The organism is uncultured Shewanella sp. (assembly GCF_947491715.1).
GTDB lineage: Bacteria > Pseudomonadota > Gammaproteobacteria > Enterobacterales > Shewanellaceae > Shewanella.
The window spans coordinates 52354-71042 of record NZ_CANLKR010000009.1 but is presented as its reverse complement, the minus strand read 5'-3'; the positions used below and the strand labels follow the sequence as shown (position 1 = coordinate 71042).

The following is an 18689-nucleotide window of genomic DNA, read 5'->3' as shown; positions in this document are numbered from 1 at the left end:
GTGGTATTTCACTCTATAATGCACCAAAATGGTTTTATTTTAATTGGTGCACGTGAAGTATACTCTATCTGCATCTGTGGTTTTTGAGTTTTCAATATCGGTGATGATTGAAAGTGAACCGATGTGATATGTTCACTGAGATTGGCACTTCTGTGCATAGAAGCACGCTTTACCGTTGGTTTATTGAATATGGGCCAACATTACGTAAAAAATTACGTCACTATCAATTTATTCGCACCGATTCTTCATGGCAGTTGGATGAAACCTACGTTAAAGTGAAGGGAAAGTGGCACTATCTATATCGGGTCATCAACAAACAAGGAGAGACACTGGACTTTTATTTCTCCCATAAACGTAATGATCATGCGGCTTGAGGTATTACAAAAAAGACAAGCAACCTAAGACGTTAAACACAGACAAACACGCTTCTTATGCGTATGCCATAGCGAGATTGAAGAAGGAGGGTCACCTACGACAGGACGTTAAACAGCGGCAAGTCAAATACCTTAACAATGGCATAGAGTCGGATCATGCTCCCATTAAGAAACTCGTTAAGGCAACGGGTGGTTTTCGGCTAAAAAAACGGGCATGGTCAACCCTTCAGGGTTTTGAATCTCTACGAATGCTCAACAAGGGGCAATTTGATTTTTGGCTACGTCATGATGAACGGGACACCGTGGTGAGGGAGAGATCTGCCTTCATTAATCGGTTGTTCAATATCGAGGTGGTTTTCACCGGATGATTTGCTTAGAATAGAGCAAAGTTCACCCGAATAGATTTTTTGCAACAAGCCCAATAAAACAGCTCGGGTAGCCTGGGCTTTGGTACATGATAATTCAACGTACGACGAGACTAAAGTAACGCAAATCTAACATTGAAAGTAAGTGAATAGTTTTAGGAGCAAACCACCACGATTGCAGAGCGAACGAGCTCGTGTAAGCGTATGGGAACTGACGTGCGAATAGCCCATTAAGGTCCGATGCCTAAAATACGGCATCATTAATGAGACCGGATACACGTAGGCAGTCGTACCTTAGCGCAATTGAATAAAAGCTTGCAAAAGAGGAGGAGTTCATACACTATTAATATAGGATGGTCTTGCAGGAGGCTAACCTGTCCCTGTAAGTGTTTAGAAGCCATGTGGTCAAGGCAATGTGACAACAAATTACACGTATACTGAACATACCCCATCAGGTAAATACCCCTCTAGAATCGCTCAAATAACATTCATGTTCTGGCCCTACCATATTAGGTCACAACTCATTACTGATTGGTTTTGGTTTATTTTTTGTTTTTTTAATGTTTTTATTTTGTTGACCTGTGACATGTTTTTATTTAGGATTGCAGCGCTTAGAACTAGGCGGTAATTTGCCAGTCAAATGTGAGTAGGAATCACTTACTCTAGAAAATTTTAAAGTTCAAGGAAGAATACGTTGAAAAAGGTAGTTCTAGTTAGTCTAGTATTTGTGTTGTTATATTCTGCATTTATTTTATTTAATTTAATTTATAGTAAACCTGATTTAAAAGGTCAGTTGCAATTTGACTCACTGAATGATCAAGTAAGTATCGAAATAGATCAGTTTGGAGTTCCACTAATTACTTACAATCCAGATGACGATTTGTTTTTTTCTATCGGGTTTCTTCATGCACAAGAGCGATTTTTCCAGATGGATCTGTTACGACGTAACGCTGCTGGTGAATCTAGTGAACTGTTTAGTTTTTTATCTATTGAACAAGATAAATCAGTAAAAAAGTTTGGATTAAAAGAAAGAGCACTAGAAGCATTTAACTCTTTGCCCGAATCGCAGAAACAGCTATTGGTTAGCTATTCTAAAGGTGTGAATGATGGTCTGAATTCGCTTGGAGCTTGGCCTTTCGAATATGCACTCTTATTAACAAAACCAGAAGCGTGGGAACCGCAAGATTCTATTCTTGTTGCCTATAGTTTGAGTCTTGAACTGCAAGATGAAAATGCTGAACAAGACTATGCAATGGATGTGTTATCAAAATATTATTCAGACGACACTGTCAACTTTTTTGCACCTAAAAGAACCGAGTGGGACGCACCAGTAATTGAAGATTTAGCTCCATATCAACCGGAAGTTTTACCTGCGTTCATCCAAGCGGCTGACTTTGTGGAAGAGTTTGATATTTCGGAGCGAACGGCTTCGGGAAGCAACGGTTGGGGACTTGGTGGACAATATACTGCCAGTGGGGCTGGTTTGTTAGCCAATGATATTCATCTGCCATTGTCGGCACCCTCAACATGGTACCAAGTATCTTATCAACAATTCAAACAAGAGACTTTGGTCAGCGGAATTACTTTGCCGGGGTTACCCTTTATTATCAGTGGCAGTAATGGTGATGTTGCCTGGGGGGTAACCAACTCTCTTGGCAAATGGAGTCAACAAATCACGCTTCCCTACGACCAAACCAATCATTGTATTATTACTGGCAAATTATGTGAGGTTGTGACTGAGAAGACATTGTCTATAGATGCCAGGTTCTTAGCCGATGAAGAATTTGTAGTACGACGTATAAAACATGCTTTGGTGCTGGATATTGAAGGTGATAAAGCCAGGGTTTTACAGTGGATGCCTTTGTTGCCTGAATCCTTTAATCTTGCTCTTCATCGTATCAAAGATAGCAAAACCGTCCCTCAGGCTATCGCAGTGATACAACAAAGCCGCGGTGTGCAACTTGATACCATAGTGACCGACAAAGCAGGCAATGTCGGTTGGACGGTTCTTGGCAGTATGCCGGTCCGAGGCTATCCAAGTGATTACTGGCAGCAATTGTTGCAACCATCGGAATATCCTCAACTGATCAATCCTAACGAAGGCCGAATATGGTTGGCAAATCAGCGGGTCGCGAGTGGTGATATGTTGACCTTGTTGGGTCATGGCCGCTATGTCAGTGGTGCTAGGGCAAAACAAATCAAACAAGGTCTGTATGCGCTGCAAAGCGATGTAATAGAGGCGGATATGGCGCAGATTCAGTTGGACGAACGGGCGCTATTTTTACAGCGTTGGCATCAAAAAATGCTTAATGTATTGCAATTGCCTAGCTTGGTTGATGACATCAACCAGGCAGATGTTACAGCACTTGTCTCTATTTTGCAGCAATGGAGTGGCAAGGCCGAAATTGACTCTGTTGCTCATAGAATGGTGAGAAAGTTTCGATACGTAGTAGCGAGCAGGTTGTTGCAACAACGTTTTACAGTATTGGAGCAAAAATACCCGGGGTTTGAGTTTCTGGATGCGACTGACAATTGGGAGTCACCAGTGTGGCAATTGATTACGAAGCAACCTCAGGATCAGGTCCCTCAGGGATTTTCTAGCTGGAACGCATTCCTGTTTGACTCGGCACTTAACGGCGTCAGTCGTTATTACCAGGCAAAATATGGTGATCTTGAGCGTTTAACTCAAGGTGAGTTAAACCGTACCGAGATCAATCACCCGTTGAGCATGGTTTTTCCATTTTTGGATCCATTGATCAATATGCCGCATGTACCGATCGGTGGTGATATGTATATGCCCAAAGTACAGACGCGTTCATTCGGATCCTCGGTTCGTTTGATTGTCAGCCCTGGGCACGAAGATAGCGCGTTAATATCATTTCCGGGTGGGCAGTCAGGCCACCCTCTCAGTCAAAATTACAAAGACGGTTTCAAACGTTGGAGTGAGGGAGAGTACCGACCCTTGTTACCCCAAAAAACAGTCAACAGCCTGATACTAAAACCGACAAACTAGCAAATAATCCGATCTCATCTTTCATAGCGTAAGCACAATAGCATCCGGCAATGGGTGCTGAGCTGATTTACTGTATCTGGACAATTTAAAAAGTGAATTATATTAAATTAAATAACAATCAGCAGGAAAGCCTAGTGCTGACCATCGCTCAAAAAGCCATTCTAATGGAACAGCGTCTCGATGAGGATGCGTTGTTTTATAATTTAGCGGCAAAAACTGAGTTATCTCCATTAATATGTCTTAAAAATCTATCCGATGCCGTCAATCTGGTGCTCAGTTCATCTGACGCCTGTCGTATTGAGCCTGAGAAAGGCGGTTATATCCGTGATATCGATTCCAGATTCAGCCTTGAAGTGTTGTACTTTAACAGCGCAACTGAGCGTGAAGATTGGGTGACAGCTTGCCTGGCCGAAAAGTTCGATTTAGATCAGGGTCCATTGTTTAAAGCCTTTGTGACTTGTGTTGGTAAAGAGCTGATGATGTATCACTTTTGGCATCATCTGGCCGTCGACGGTGCCGGTTTTGCCATCTATTTAAGACGGGTGTCCGACATCTATTATGCATTGTCGCAGGGTTCCAATGTAGATGAGTTGTCAAGAGAACAGCTCAAAGATGCTATCTCAGCTGAAGATATTATCGCAAAGGAAGAGGCCTATCTGGCAACCGAACGTTGTGCAAAATCCCGCGAGTATTGGTTGAACAAGTTTGCCACCTTGCCCGAAGCCACCTTTAGCCCGCGTTTCGTTCATTTCGATGAAGGAAAATATCAGTCCCTCAGGGTCAGTACTTCACTGGATGAAACGTTTAAACAACAGTTTGGCCAGGTCTGTGAGTCTACCGGGTTCGCGCCTGCGCAAGTTTGGCTTAGCGCACTTGCTTATTTGCTTTGTCAATTTAGTGGCCAGCAGAAAATCTGTATTGGGGTGCCTTCGCACAACCGTTCCAATGTCGGATTAAAAAACAGCATCAGTGCTTTGACCAGTGTTCAGCCTTTATTGGTGGATTGTGAACGCCAGGATTTGTGGTCATTAGGCCAACAGCTGAGTGTCGATTCGAAAAAAGACAAACGTCATTCCCGCTATCCGATGGCGACATTACATAGGGATTTAAACCTGATGCGTCAGGGCCGACAGTCGATATACGACGTGATGTTCTCCTATCTGAAATTTGATGAAGAAAATGTCTTGGGCAACAGTCAAAGCCGGTTTTTGCACAATGGTCAAAGCCGGTTGCCGTTAACGGTTTACCTCGAAGAATTTAGTGACTCGACTCCCTGGGTTGTACATTTCGATTGTAACGGGCAATACCTCAATGCAGCAGAAGTGACAACATTGCAGCAAAAATTGTGTTTGATCATCGAGCGTTGGGCGCAAAATCCACGCCTGGCACTGTCGCAGTGTGACTTAATGGATGAGGCAGACGCCAAAACCCGCGAACAAATCAATCGTACAGCATTGGCCTATGACAATACCCAAACGGTGATTGGCCTCATCAGCGAACACGGTAAAAATGAAAATGCCGACAAAATAGCACTGCAGTATTTAGATCAGTCTTTCACGTTTGCCCAGCTGGACGAAATCTCCGACAAGATTGCTGCAATGCTGCAAGCACAAGGGGTTGTTCGTGGCGACAAAGTCATTGCCTGTTTTGACCACAACGCCCAGTTGGTGCTTTCTTTACTGGCCATCTGGAAATGCGGGGCCGCCTATGTGCCGGTGGACCCACAATATCCGGTCGAACGAATTCAATACGTGATCAGCGATTGTAAAGCCACCCATGTGTTGTGCCAACAATCCTTAAAAGCCATGTTTGATGTGATGGCATTGTCTGCCATCGCGCCATTTGCCGAAGATCAGACGATAAGCGCTGTAGCGACTTACATCAAGCCAGAGGTTAGTAGCGAAGATCTGGCATACTTGATTTATACATCCGGTTCAACCGGCAATCCCAAAGGTGTGGTGATCAGCCATCAAAATGTGCTCAATTTCTTTTGCGGTCTTGAGCAAAAAATTGGCCAGTCGATGCCACAGGGCAAAGGGTTATGGCTGGGCAATACCAGTATTTCCTTTGATATCTCAGTACTTGAACTGTTCTGGAGTCTTTCCAGGGCAGATCAAGTGGTGATCCAGGCCAAAGCCCCCAGCACGGCAACACCGCGCCAGCCGGTCAAATTCAGTCTGTTTAACTTTGCCTCCAAAGAAGATGTCGGCAATGGTCAAATGTACGATTTGATGCTCGACAGTGCCAAGTTCGCCGATAAAGCCGGTTTTGAGGCCGTTTGGGTGCCCGAACGGCATTTTCATCCCTTTGGCGGCATTTTTGCCAATCCCTCGGTAACCGCCGCTGCCATCGCCGGTGTGACTGAACAAATCAATATTCGCGCAGGCAGTGTGGTGGTGCCTTTGCATCATCCTGTCAGAGTTGCCGAAGAGTGGGCGATGGTAGATAACCTGTCTAAAGGCCGTGCCGGTATTGCTGTTGCAGCAGGTTGGCAGTTTAATGACTTTGTGCTGGCGCCACAAAACTATAGCGAACGGCTGGATATCATGTTTGATAACCTGAGCAAAGTCCGCCGCCTGTGGGCTGGTGAGAAAGTCGGATTTGTTGATGGCATGCAACAGGAGATTGATGTAGAGCTATTCCCCAAACCCATGCAACAAGACATCCCGGTTTGGGTCACTGCAGCGGGCAATCCTGAAATGTTTCGCCGTGCCGGTGAAATGGGTGCCAATATCTTAACCCATCTGTTGGGCCATGACCTTGAACAGGTCAAAGAGAAAATTGAAATCTACCGTCAAGCCCGTGCCCAGGCCGGGTTTGACCCCAGTAGCGGCCATGTAACGCTGATGGTTCACACCTTTATTTCTGATTGTGAAAAACACAACAAGACTCAGGTGCATCAACCGCTTAAACAATATCTGGCGCATTCATTGGGATTATTAAAACCATTGGCAGAAGAAGCCGGATTAAACCTGGAGCAGGACAAAGAGGCCATTCTTGAAATGGCATTTGAGCGTTACTATCAAACCAGTGGTTTGTTCGGTACGCCACAACAAGCTCGCCAAAAGGCGCTGGAAATTCAACAAGCCGGTGTCGATGAAATTGCTTGTTTGATGGACTTTGGCATTGATTCGGCGCAGGTGATGGCGAGTCTGGCCAAAGTGGCCGAAGTGAAATCTCTGTTTGATATTGAAGCGGCCAGAGATGCGGCCGCTCCAGTGTCTGAAGATATCCCTGATATTGCCAATAATATTATCGACCTGAGCCTGAACAGCTTTCAATGTACGCCTTCTCACTTAAAAATGTTGCTGGCCTCGCCACACTGTGAATTGGCCATCGCCAAATTAAAACTGTTGTTGGTCGGCGGTGAAGCATTGCCTCAGGAATTGGTTGTGCAGATATTTGCCATCAATCCTGAGATTCGCATGTTTAACATGTACGGCCCAACTGAAGCGACGGTTTGGTGTGCGGTGCAGCAGATCAGTGCCGATACCGTGCCACGAGTAGGTCCTCCTATAGCTAATACTGAATTATATGTTTTGAATCAACAGTGTAGGGAGGTGCCTTACTTCTTCTCCGGCGAGCTGTGTATTGGCGGTGACTGTGTTGCCCTGGGATATTTTGAACGACAGACACTGACTGATGAACGTTTTATTCCATTGCAGCTAAGCGACGGTACAGTCAAACGAGTGTACCGCACTGGGGATCGAGTGCGGGCATTAAAATCCGGCGAATTTGAGTTTCTGGGTCGCCTCGACAACCAGGTCAAACTGCGGGGTCACCGGATTGAGCTGGGTGAAATCGAAAAATGCATCATCAAAAGTGGTGTCAGCGACAGTGTTTGTTGCGAGATCATCGGCCGCGAAATGCTGGTGGCCTTTGTTGAAGCCGATGGTGCCACAGAGCAACTACAGCAATCGGTGCAGCGCTGGGTGCAAGCCAATTTGCCGGCAATCATGGTGCCGACAAAAGTTATCGGTGTCATAGATTGGCCACTAACCCCTAACGGCAAAATAGACCGAAAACAACTGCATCAACTGGTGCATCAAGATGCTGCCGAGCAACAACTGGTGGCTGCCCAAGGTGAGGTTGAGGAACAACTAATGGCGATTTGGCAGCAAATTTTGTCTGAACCAAGGCTGTGTGCCGGCAGAAGCTTCTTTGAACAGGGCGGTAATTCGCTCCACGTGGCTACTATGCTCAATGAGGTGCATCAGCAATTAGGGCTTGAGATCAGAATGAGTCAGTTTATGGATCTGCCCAGCATCAAAGGGCTGGCTGATTTAATCAATTCTCACAGCTGGTTACACTCTGATGCCGGGGAAGAAATACTTGACGATGAAATGTTTGAGGAGGGCAGTCTATGACTTTCGTAAAGCTGTTAAATGCGTTAAAAGCCGCACAAATCCGGGTTTGGTCAACAGACGGCAAGCTTAATTTCAAAGCGCCCAAGGGCAAATTTACCAAACAAATCAAGGCGGCGATGATTGAGCATAAGGCAGAGTTGATTGGCTTTGTTAGTGATGACGTTGCTGTTCAAGGGCCTGTCAGAGTTGCAGCTGACGAGCCGGTAGCACTGTCACAGGCTCAGCAATCGTTGTGGGTGTTCGAACAAATGCATCCTGATTGTCATTATTATCACTCGCTGCATAGTATTGAAATTAACGGTCAATTGAATGAAGCGACACTGCAATCGGCCTTAAACTTGCTGATACAAAGGCATCAAGCATTGCGCACCTCGGTTGAGGAGCATCAGGGCGTATTGTTGCAAAAGGTGAGGGACACTATGTCCATACCATTGCATCTGAAGGATTTTTCAACCATTTCAGACCCTGTTCAAGCAGATGAGGCTCTGGCCCAAGCCGCGAGAGTATTGGCCGCTGCTGACATGGATTGGCAAAACGGCCAAATGTTGCATTGTAGTTTATTTAAAACGCAGCCGCAAAAACAAGTGTTGTGTTTGGTGATCCACCATGCATTTTGCGATGGCGGCTCGTTAAACCTGATTTTCGATCAGTTGTTGGCGATTTACCAGCAGTTGACGTTGGGTCAAACCGTGGCAGTTACAGATGACTGGCAATATCGCGATTACAGCCGTTGGGAAGAGGGCTATTTATCCTCTGAGCAATATGGTCGGGACCAGCAATTTTGGCTCGATTACCTTAGCGATTGGCAACCCCTTGAATTGCCGACAACCAAAGCCAGGGGCCCGGTTCAGTGTTTTGGCGGCAAACGGTTTGAATTTGAATTACCGGCATTGCTTGGCGGGCAAATCAAAGACTATGCAAAAGCACAGGGCGCCACAGTATTTTCTGTGTTGATGGCTGCCTATAACCTGATACTAAGCCGTTATAGTGGGCAAAGTGATATTCTGGTCGGCTCTGTCAGTTCAAACCGCACTCATCAGAATTTGTTCGGTGTGGTCGGTAACCTGCTCAATACCATAGTGGTTCGTAGTGAGGTGAATGAACAAAACAGTTTTTCGCAGCTGGTGAAAAACGTCAATGCCGATGTCCGCAATATCCAGGAACATCAGCGTTTTCCTTATGATGCGGTGTTACAGTCACTGTCGCTTGAGCGAAATATGGATCGCAATGGGCTGTTTCAAGCCTTTTTTGTGCTGCAACCTGAGATCAGCCTAAAGCAAGGGGCACAAGGGCTGCATTGTATGCCTTATGAAATCGATCCGCAGTTGTCGGTGTTCGATTTGAAATTGAATCTGCAAAATCACCATGACAGCTTTGCCGGTTACCTGGAATATGCCGACAGTCTGTTTAGCGAAGCATTCATCCATGCGATGGTCGATAATTTTATCGCCATTGTGTCATCGGCAATCAACTGTGACGGGCCACTTATGGACCTGGCTACAGTTACGGCGCAACAACATCAACAGTTGAATGAGTTGAATAACACTCGTCAACCTTACCCTGAACACTTGCGGGTAATAGACTTAATTGAACAACAGATTGCAACAACGCCAGAGAACATCGCAGTTCGTTGTGGTGAGCAACAGTTGAGCTATGCCCAGCTCAATGAACAGGCCAACCAGCTTGCTCGTTACCTGGTCGAGCATCATCAGATAAAGGCCAACCAGATTGTCGCCTTGTGTCTTACCCCTGGCGTGGATTTCTATGTTGGTTTGCTGGCGATCTTAAAAACCGGCGCTGCTTATCTGCCGATAGAATCCAGTTATCCTGACGAGCGTAAACTTTACTTGTTGCAAGATGCTGAGGCAGTGTTGGTGATAACATGTGCCGAATATAACGAGTTATTGACTGATTGCAATACCCCATCGCTGGATATACGCGCAACAACTCAGGTATGGCAATGCGGTGATAGCAGCAATCTGGCAATAGCTGGGTCGCCATCGGATTTGTTTTATATCATGTATACCTCCGGCAGTACGGGCAAACCTAAAGGCGCGTTGATCAGCAATAAAAACGAAGTCAACCTGTTGCATTGGTATGGACAGGCGTTTGACTTGTGCGCCCAAGACAAGGTTTATATCATCAGTGTGCTGGGATTCGATTTGACCCAGAAAAACCTGTTTGCTCCCTTGCTGCACGGCGCTTGTGCAGTATTGCGTGAAGGTATCCGCTTTGATCCGGTAGAAATCGAACAAACCATAGCGCAACAGCAAATCAGTTTTGTCAATTGTGCCCCCAGTGCTTTTTATGCCCTGGTTGAGACGGTAACGGACCCAGCCAGACTGTCTTCGCTACGTTGCGTGTTGTTTGGTGGTGAGCCGATTAACCTGGAACGATTGGCCGGTTGGACTCGTTCAGCTGGTTTTGCGGCCCAGATCATCAACATGTACGGACCGACCGAATGTACGGATATATCCAACTACCACCAAGTCAGCAAAACAGAATTGGCAGAACTGGCCACAGTGACCAACCTTGGTCAGGCCAACCCAAATGTTCAGTTGTTGATTGTTGACCAACATTTACGCTTGGTGCCTTACGGTGTGCCCGGCGAGTTATGTATTGCCGGCGATAGCGTCGGTAAAGGTTACTGGCGACGTGAACAATTGACTGAAGAAAAATTTGTCGATGTCAGGTTTGCACAAGGTCCAAGGCAAAAAGTCTATCGCACCGGTGATCTGGTTAAGTACAGTCATCACCAGGACATCGAATTTATCGGTCGATTGGATGATCAGGTCAAAATCCGAGGGCTGAGAATTGAACTGGGCGAGATTGAAAAGTGCATTAAAGCAATTGCCGGTGTCGAACAGGCCGTCGTTGTGCTGTTCAATCACCAAAACGAACAAAGCATTGGTGCTTATGTCTTGTCAAAAACATTACCTAAGATATTGCGCGCTGATATAAAGCGTCATTTGTCCAAGGTTTTGCCGGACTATATGCACCCGGCAGCCATCGAAGTGGTTGCTGCTATCCCCCTTACGGCCAACGGCAAAGTTGACCGAAAAGCCCTGCCCGAGTTTAATGTTGCCTGTGCATTGGCCGTAGATGAGAGCCGTTTTGAGCCTTTGCAAGGTGAGCTGGAACACACCATAGCGGCAATTTGGCAAACGGTAACCGGTTGGCAAAATATCGGTGCCGGGCAAAATTTCTTTGCCAGTGGCGGGCATTCGCTGTTGGCCACCCGAATTATTGCCAGATTTCGCAGCCAGTTGGGGATCAAGCTGGGGATCAACGATTTCTTCAATCAACCGACTATCCGTGAACAAGCTTGTTTTATCGCGGGGTTAACCAAAAATCACAGTGAGGTGATCCCTCGTTTGAGCGCAGAACAAGCGCCGCCATTATCTGATGCCCAATCACGCCTGTGGTTTGTTGACCAACTCGAAGGCGCATCGGCTAAGTACAATATCAATGCGGCACTAAAGGTTGCTGGTGACGTTAATGTAAAAGCCGTGTCGCAAGCGCTCAATGCGGTTATAGCCCGCCATGACGTGCTCAGAACCAATTTTGTTCAAGTGCAGGGTAAAGCTGCGCTTGAAATCCACCCACATCGAGCGATAGAGGTTGAACTGCAAGCGGTTGATTTTGACGGTGCGGCAATTGGGCGAATCGATGATTTTGTTACAGCGGCCGGGGAGCATGTGTTTGATTTGGCCCAAGACCTGCTGATCAATTGCCGTTTGGCGCAAATGACCGATGGCCGGCATTTGATGGTGTTGAGCATTCATCACATAGTGGCGGATGGTTGGTCGATGGGCGTGCTGGTTGACGAGTTTTGCCATTTTTACCGTGTCGCTTTAGGCATGAACACCGAGCCGTTGGCGCCGTTGAGTATTCAGTATCAGGACTACGCACTTTGGCACAAGCAACAATGGCGTAAGCAACAAAACGACTCAGAGAAAATGCAGCAGCAATTGGCATTTTGGCTTGAGCATTTGCGCGATTGTCCACAGACCCATTCGTTGCCACTTGACCGCCAACGGTGCAATGAGCAAAGCGCATTGGCAGATAGCCTGAGTTACCAATGGCAAAGTGATACCGTCAAAGCAATGGATAAAATCTGTGCACAATACCAATTGACCCGATTTAATTTGTTGCAGGGCATGCTCAGCTTGTTGCTGGCAACGCTCAGCGGCACCGGTGACATAGTGATCGGCACTGCCATTGCCAACCGCGAAAGCGAGCAGACAGAGCCTATGGTTGGTTTTTTTGTCAATAACATGGCGATCCGTACTCAGCTTGATCGACAAAGTACCCTGGCGGCGTTTTTTGGCCGGGTTAAACAGCAATTTGCTGCGGCCATGGACTGCCAGGACGTGCCTTTTGAAATGCTGGTGGAGCAATTGCAATGCGAACGTAACTTGGGGATCCATCCGCTGTTTCAAGTGATGTTTGTGATGCAACAGGACAGCAGCAGTGCAATTGACTGGCCGGGTGGTTCGATGCAATTGCTGGCCACTCAAGAACGCTTGGCCAAATTTGATTTAACCGTTGAAATTGTTGAAAAAGACAATGATATAGCGATGAACTGGACTTATGCTCAGCAATTGTGGGATCAGCAAACCATCCGGTTATGGATGGACTATTTTGTCGCGGCGATTGAACAGGTGGTGAATCAACCTGAGCTGAGATTGTCCGAAGTCGATTTCAATCAGGGCTCGTATGTGCAACATACGGCCGGTAGTGGTCAGTTGCACCAGCTTGAACAGTTGCCGTTATATCAGCAAATCGTTGCACGTAACAGCGGCAATGGTGACAAAACGGCGGTCGTTGATGCCGATGGACAAACCCTGAGTTACGATGAGTTGATTGCCCAGGCGCATTCGGTTGCAACGGCACTGATAGCATCAGGGTTCGGCGCAGGCAGCCGGGTTGGCTTAATGTTACCTCGTAATACTCAGGCCATTAGCGCTATATTGGGTTGTCTGTTCAGTGGTGCCGCTTATGTTTATGTTGATCCGGATTATCCCAAAGCGCGTATCGAACGTATCATTGAACAAGCAGACTTGGCCATACTGGTGGTTGATCAGCTTGACTCAAGCGATAATCATAAAGTGAGCCTGCAATCGTTGTGTAACACAACAGCCAATGCCGATTTGGTGACTGAACGCTGGGCAACAGCTTCAATGTCAGATCCTGCCTACTATATCTTTACATCTGGCTCTACCGGTTTGCCTAAAGGGGTCGAAGTCACTCAGCGCAATCTGGTCTACTCTACGGATGCTCGGTTGGGGTATTATCGCCAATCGGTAAAAAACTTCCTGTTGTTGTCCTCGTTGTCATTTGACAGTTCTGTCGCCGGGTTGTTTTGGACGTTGATATCCGGTGGCAAATTGATGATCGCCTCAGCGCCACAAATTAACGCTCCCGAGGCGATTGTTGCGCTGATTGAATCGAGCCAAATCAGCCATTTGTTGTGCGTTCCTTCATTATATCGACTGATAAGCAATGTCGCCGGTGCACAAACCGCCAGCTCGTTAGAGACCGTTATTGTTGCCGGTGAAGCCTGTAAACCTGATTTGGTGCAGCAACACTATCAATCCAGCTGGACGGCTGACGCCACCTTGTATAACGAGTACGGACCGACCGAGGCCACCGTTTGGTCGGTAGCCCACCGCTGTGAACTGGATGATGCTGAAGGTGCCATTCCAATCGGTAAACCGATACCTCACGTTGGTTTTGCCGTGATGGATTCACAAGGCAAACCGGTTGCACCAACCATACCTGGTGAACTTTGGCTTAGCGGCCCTCTGCTCAGTAATGGTTATCTCAATGACCAAACCCGTACCGACGAAGTATTTGTCATCCATCAGCAAGCTGATGGTAGCCAGTGTTTGCATTACCGTACTGGCGATGTGGTCAGGCTAAGTCATGATGGTAAGCTGCATTATTTGGGTCGTAATGATAACCAAGTCAAGTTAAATGGATTGCGGGTTTTCCTTGGAGAAATCGAGTCATTGCTCAGTACTCATGACGACGTGTTGCAAGCGGCCGTTATTGTGGCGAAAACACCGGCCGGTAGCGATGTACTGGTTGCCTACTATGTTACTGATACCAGCGAAAATAGCGACGATGATGAGCGCTTTTCATTGTTTATGAGTCAGCATTTGCCGGGTGGATTGGTCCCGAGAGTCTATATCAAGCTTGATAGCCTGCCATTGTCTGAACATGGCAAGGTCGACAGGCGTCAATTGGTGCTGCCTGACTTTGAACAGTCAAAAGACGCTATTGTGGCAGCAGAAAATGACCGCGAAAAAGCGTTGTTGGCGGTTTTTAAAGCGGTGCTTAAAACCGACAAAATTGGCGTGACCGACAATTTCTTTAGCATTGGCGGCGATTCGATTTCAGCCATTCAGATTGTTTCTGAAGCACTCAAAAATGGCTATAAGCTCACCACCAAAGATTTGTTTTTATATCAAAGCGTGCGTCAATTGGCTCGTCATATTGCCCGTTTGGATGCAGCCATCCCGGCCTTTTCAGCTTGGCTTGGTCCGGTTGGATTAACTGCAATACAAACCCAGTTTTTGCGTCAAAACCCTGGCCAGACTCACTACAACCAAAGCTTGAGTTTTAAATTGTCCAGTGCAGTCGACGTTGATGTATTGTCGTCGGCCATCACCAGTGTGCTGCAAAAACATGACCTGTTGCGTGCGGTGTATTGTGCTGAGCAAGGGACCGCAGAGGTATTGCCGGATTCGGCGCAAATGCTGAACCACGCTTTTGTGACCATCCAATCCCCTCAACTTGAGGTGAGTCAGGGGTTAATCGACCAACACCAGGTTGAAATTCAGCAAAGCTTTGATTTGGCCAAAGGCCCGTTATTTAAATGCTTTGCCTTTATCACCGCAGGTCAGTTGCAACATTTTATCTTGGCGGCACATCACTTGGTGATCGATGGCGTTTCCTGGCGCATTGTGGCGCAAGATTTAACTACGGCACTTGAACAGGCGGTACGCAGCGAGCCAATCAACCTGGCGCCTCGCACCGCCGGTTTGCAACATTGGGTGGACTATTTACAGCAGTACAGCCAAAGTCAATCGCATCAAAAGGCACGCCAATACTGGTATCAATGGGCTGAAGCGCTGGATAGCCGACAATTGACACAGTGGCAGCCACAAGGGCTGGTGGGTGATGTTCATCAGTGCAAAGTTTCACTAAATGTCGATATGACCAGCAAGCTTAGGCAAACAACTGCTGGGGTATTCAATGCCAATATCAATGAAATTTTACTTGGGGCGGTATTCAAAACATGGCAGCAGTGGAGTCAGCAAAGCCAATTGTTGCTCGACCTTGAAGGTCATGGCCGTGATGGTATCGATCATGATGTCGATTTGTCGCAAACCGTCGGCTGGTTTACCAATGTTTACCCGCTGTTGCTCGACAGTGAAGGGCAAACTCAGTGGTCTGAGATTATCGGTGCGGTAAAAGCCGGTGTTAAACCGATACCAAATAAGGGCATGGATTTGCCTTTACTCAAAGATATTGAACAGGATTTGCAGATCACCGAGGTGTTGGGTCGAAATCCGTCAACACTGATCTTTAATTATCTGGGTGTCACAGATACACCAAGTGCAGGTGAAACCTTATTGGGGCTAAGTGAATTGGACCCGGGGCAGCCGGTTTGTTTGGCGGCGAAGGTGTCTCATGCTCTGGCGGTAAACTGCGAAATCACCAATGATTGTTTTAGTCTTAAACTCGATGCTGACAACTGCCACTTTAGTGCACAGCAAACCGCTGATCTGGCGCAGCAGTTAATTGACAACCTCCAGCAACTGATTGATTTTGCCGCTGAGTCAACCAAGACGTATCAACATCCGTGTGATTTCCCGCAGGTCAGCTTGACTGGAGAAGAACTGGAGACGTTGCAACAGCAATATCCGCATGTGAGCAAGATTTATCCGGCCACCGGGATGCAACAGGCACTTATTTTTCATTCACAACTGACCCCTGACAGTGGGGTTTATGCCACTCAGTTGAGTTTGAATCTGTCGAACATTCACTTGCCGCATTTTAAGGCTGCCTGGCAGCACGTGGTGCAGTCGTTCGATATTTTCCGCAGCGGTTTTAAACAACGCAGCCAGGACACCTTGCAGTTCGTGGTCGACCGTTGTGAGTTGCCGTGGGAAGAAATGGATCTGTCGGCGCTGGATAGCGGCGCACAGCCGCAAATGATTGCCGGTCTGGAACAGAGCCAGAAGTGTCTGCCTTTTGAGCTGGAAACACCCTGTTTGATGCGCCTGCTGATGGTGCAGCTCGGTGAAAATCATTATCAGTTTATCTGGACCCACCATCACAGTTTGCTGGATGGCTGGAGCCAGCCGATAGTCATGGCACAGTTGATTGCGGCTTATCGCACTTTGCAAAACAAGCAGTTGCTAAAACCGGCTGACAACCCGCAATTTGACAGCTACCTTCGCTGGTTGGCCGATTATGACGTTGACCAGGCGCAACAATACTGGCAGCAATACTTGTCGGTGATTGAAGAGGCACCACAGTTACCGCTGAGTCATGTCGTAGACAATGCTCAAGAGAAATACTGCAAAGTCAAAACCGTACTTGAGGTAAGTCAAGTCGAGCAATTGCAAGCTCGCTCAAGCCAGCTTGGTGTCACCATGAGTACCTTGTTCCAACTTGCCTGGGCGAAAACCCTGGCCAGTTACAAGAACAGCGACAGTGTGACCTTTGGTATGACGGTTTCAGGCCGACCGGCACAATTGCCGGAGGTTAACGAATTGGCGGGTTTGATGATCAATACCGTACCTGTGCACGTTGACTTGGCAGCACAGACAAGCCTGGATGTACTGGTGCAAAAGATTCAGTCTGATCAGGTTGAACGCATGGCGCATGAATTGCTGCCGCTACCGGATATTGTCAAGCAACATCCATTGTCCGGTGAGCTGATTGACAGCGTCGTAGTGTTTGAAAACTACCCGGTTGGTGAGGCTATTGACGATGAAATCACTCAGGCAGGTATCGTTTTGCACGGCAGCAATGTCAATGAACAGACCAGTTTTCCACTGACGTTGGCGGTTTTGCCCGGTAAACAATTCACGGTTGAGTTGCATGGCAATGATCTTAAGCTATCGCCTGAGGTGATACAAAGAATGTTGAGTCAGCTCGAACAAGTGCTGGCACTGATGGTTGACCAGGACGTGTGCTCAGTGGAGCAGCTAAATGTGCTGGGCCAGCAAGAACAGCAAATGCTGGCAAAATTTGAAGCTGGTGAACAGGCACAGGTTTGTGAACAAACCCTGGACCAACAAATTGCCGCAAAAGCGGCTGCGTACCCACATCACATCGCCGTACAAGAGGCGGACCGGCAACTGAGCTATGCCCGCCTGGAAGCTGACAGCACCCTTGTTGCCAGATACTTGCAGCAGCAAGGTGTTAAGGCCGGTCAGGTGGTTGCCGTCTGTCTGCCCAAAGGTTGTGATCAAGTCATTGCCACACTGGCCGTGCTTAAAAGTGGTGCTATCTATTTGCCGGTCGATGCCGCTCACCCGTCGCAGCGGATTGATTTTATGTTGCAAGATGCACAAGTGAGCCACTTTTTCGCCGGTACGACTGAGCAGCTGCGAACTTGGGGGGCTGGACGTTCGGTCATTGATATTGAGGCCGTATTGGCGTCTGGCGAAGCTGGATTGGCGCCATTGAACAGCAATCATAACACTGACTCGGGTGCATACATTATTTACACGTCCGGTTCGACCGGGCAGCCAAAAGCGGTGGTTTGTCATCATCGTGGCGTCAACAACATGTTGCATAGTTGCCAGCGCATACAGCCGTTGACTGCGACTGAGCGTTGCGCCTGGTGGTCCAATTTCTGTTTTGACGTGTCGGTTTATGAAATGTTTGCGCCGCTGATACAGGGGGCCACCTTGGTGATAGTGCCGGAAACTGTGATCATGGATGGCCCTGGTTTTGTTGACTGGTTGAGCCTGCAAAAAATATCGGCCGCTTATGTGCCGCCGTTTTTTGTCGGCGACTGGCTGGCGTCTTGCCGTCAAGGCCAAGGTCCTGCGATGAAGCGAGTGTTGGTGGGCGTAGAACCTATCGATGAACAGGCTTTGAGCGAAATTCAGTCGCTGACTGACGGGCTGCAAATCATCAATGGCTACGGTCCTTCTGAAACCACTATATGCAGTACCTTGTATCCATTGACTACTGATATTGACAAGGTCCGTACCACACCAATTGGACGTCCGGTCATCAATTCAAGCGTATGTGTGTTAAACAGCAAAGGCCAACGGGTGCCTTTGGGCGTACCGGGCGAGTTGCATATAGCCGGTGCCGGTGTATCTCACGGATATCTCAACAACCGCGCCATGACTGACGAGAAATTCAGCGAGTTATCAAATGCCAAGGTGCACTACAAAACAGGCGATATCGTTCGCTGGTTGCCATGTGGCAATCTGGCGTTTGTAGGGCGTGCCGATGAGCAGGTGAAAATTCGTGGATTCAGGGTTGAACCGGGTGAAGTGACCCGTCAATTGTCTTTATGCGATGGCGTGGC

3 protein-coding genes and 1 pseudogene (1 of these 4 running past the window's edge) are annotated in these 18689 nt (G+C 47.5%); all 4 read left to right on the top strand.

What is annotated here, in order from left to right:
• Positions 1-149: 149 nt before the first annotated feature.
• Positions 150-742 (top strand): annotated as a pseudogene (locus Q0779_RS08870) (IS6 family transposase); the annotation flags it as partial.
• A 691-nt stretch (positions 743-1433) separates the two neighbouring features.
• Entirely contained in the window at positions 1434-3752 is a 2319-nt protein-coding gene (locus tag Q0779_RS08865) for a penicillin acylase family protein (RefSeq protein ID WP_298771750.1), read from the top strand.
• 134 nt (positions 3753-3886) lie between these two features.
• Positions 3887-8119, top strand: a complete 4233-nt coding sequence (locus Q0779_RS08860) for a MupA/Atu3671 family FMN-dependent luciferase-like monooxygenase (protein WP_298771748.1) — start codon at positions 3887-3889, stop codon at positions 8117-8119.
• A protein-coding gene (locus Q0779_RS08855; protein ID WP_298771747.1) for a non-ribosomal peptide synthetase crosses the window boundary here: on the top strand, positions 8116-18689 show its 5' portion. Its footprint extends 553 nt past the window's final position; only the first 10574 of its 11127 coding nucleotides appear in the window; it begins with the start codon at positions 8116-8118; the stop codon falls past the right edge of the window. The genes Q0779_RS08860 and Q0779_RS08855 overlap by 4 nt, the downstream gene beginning before the upstream one ends.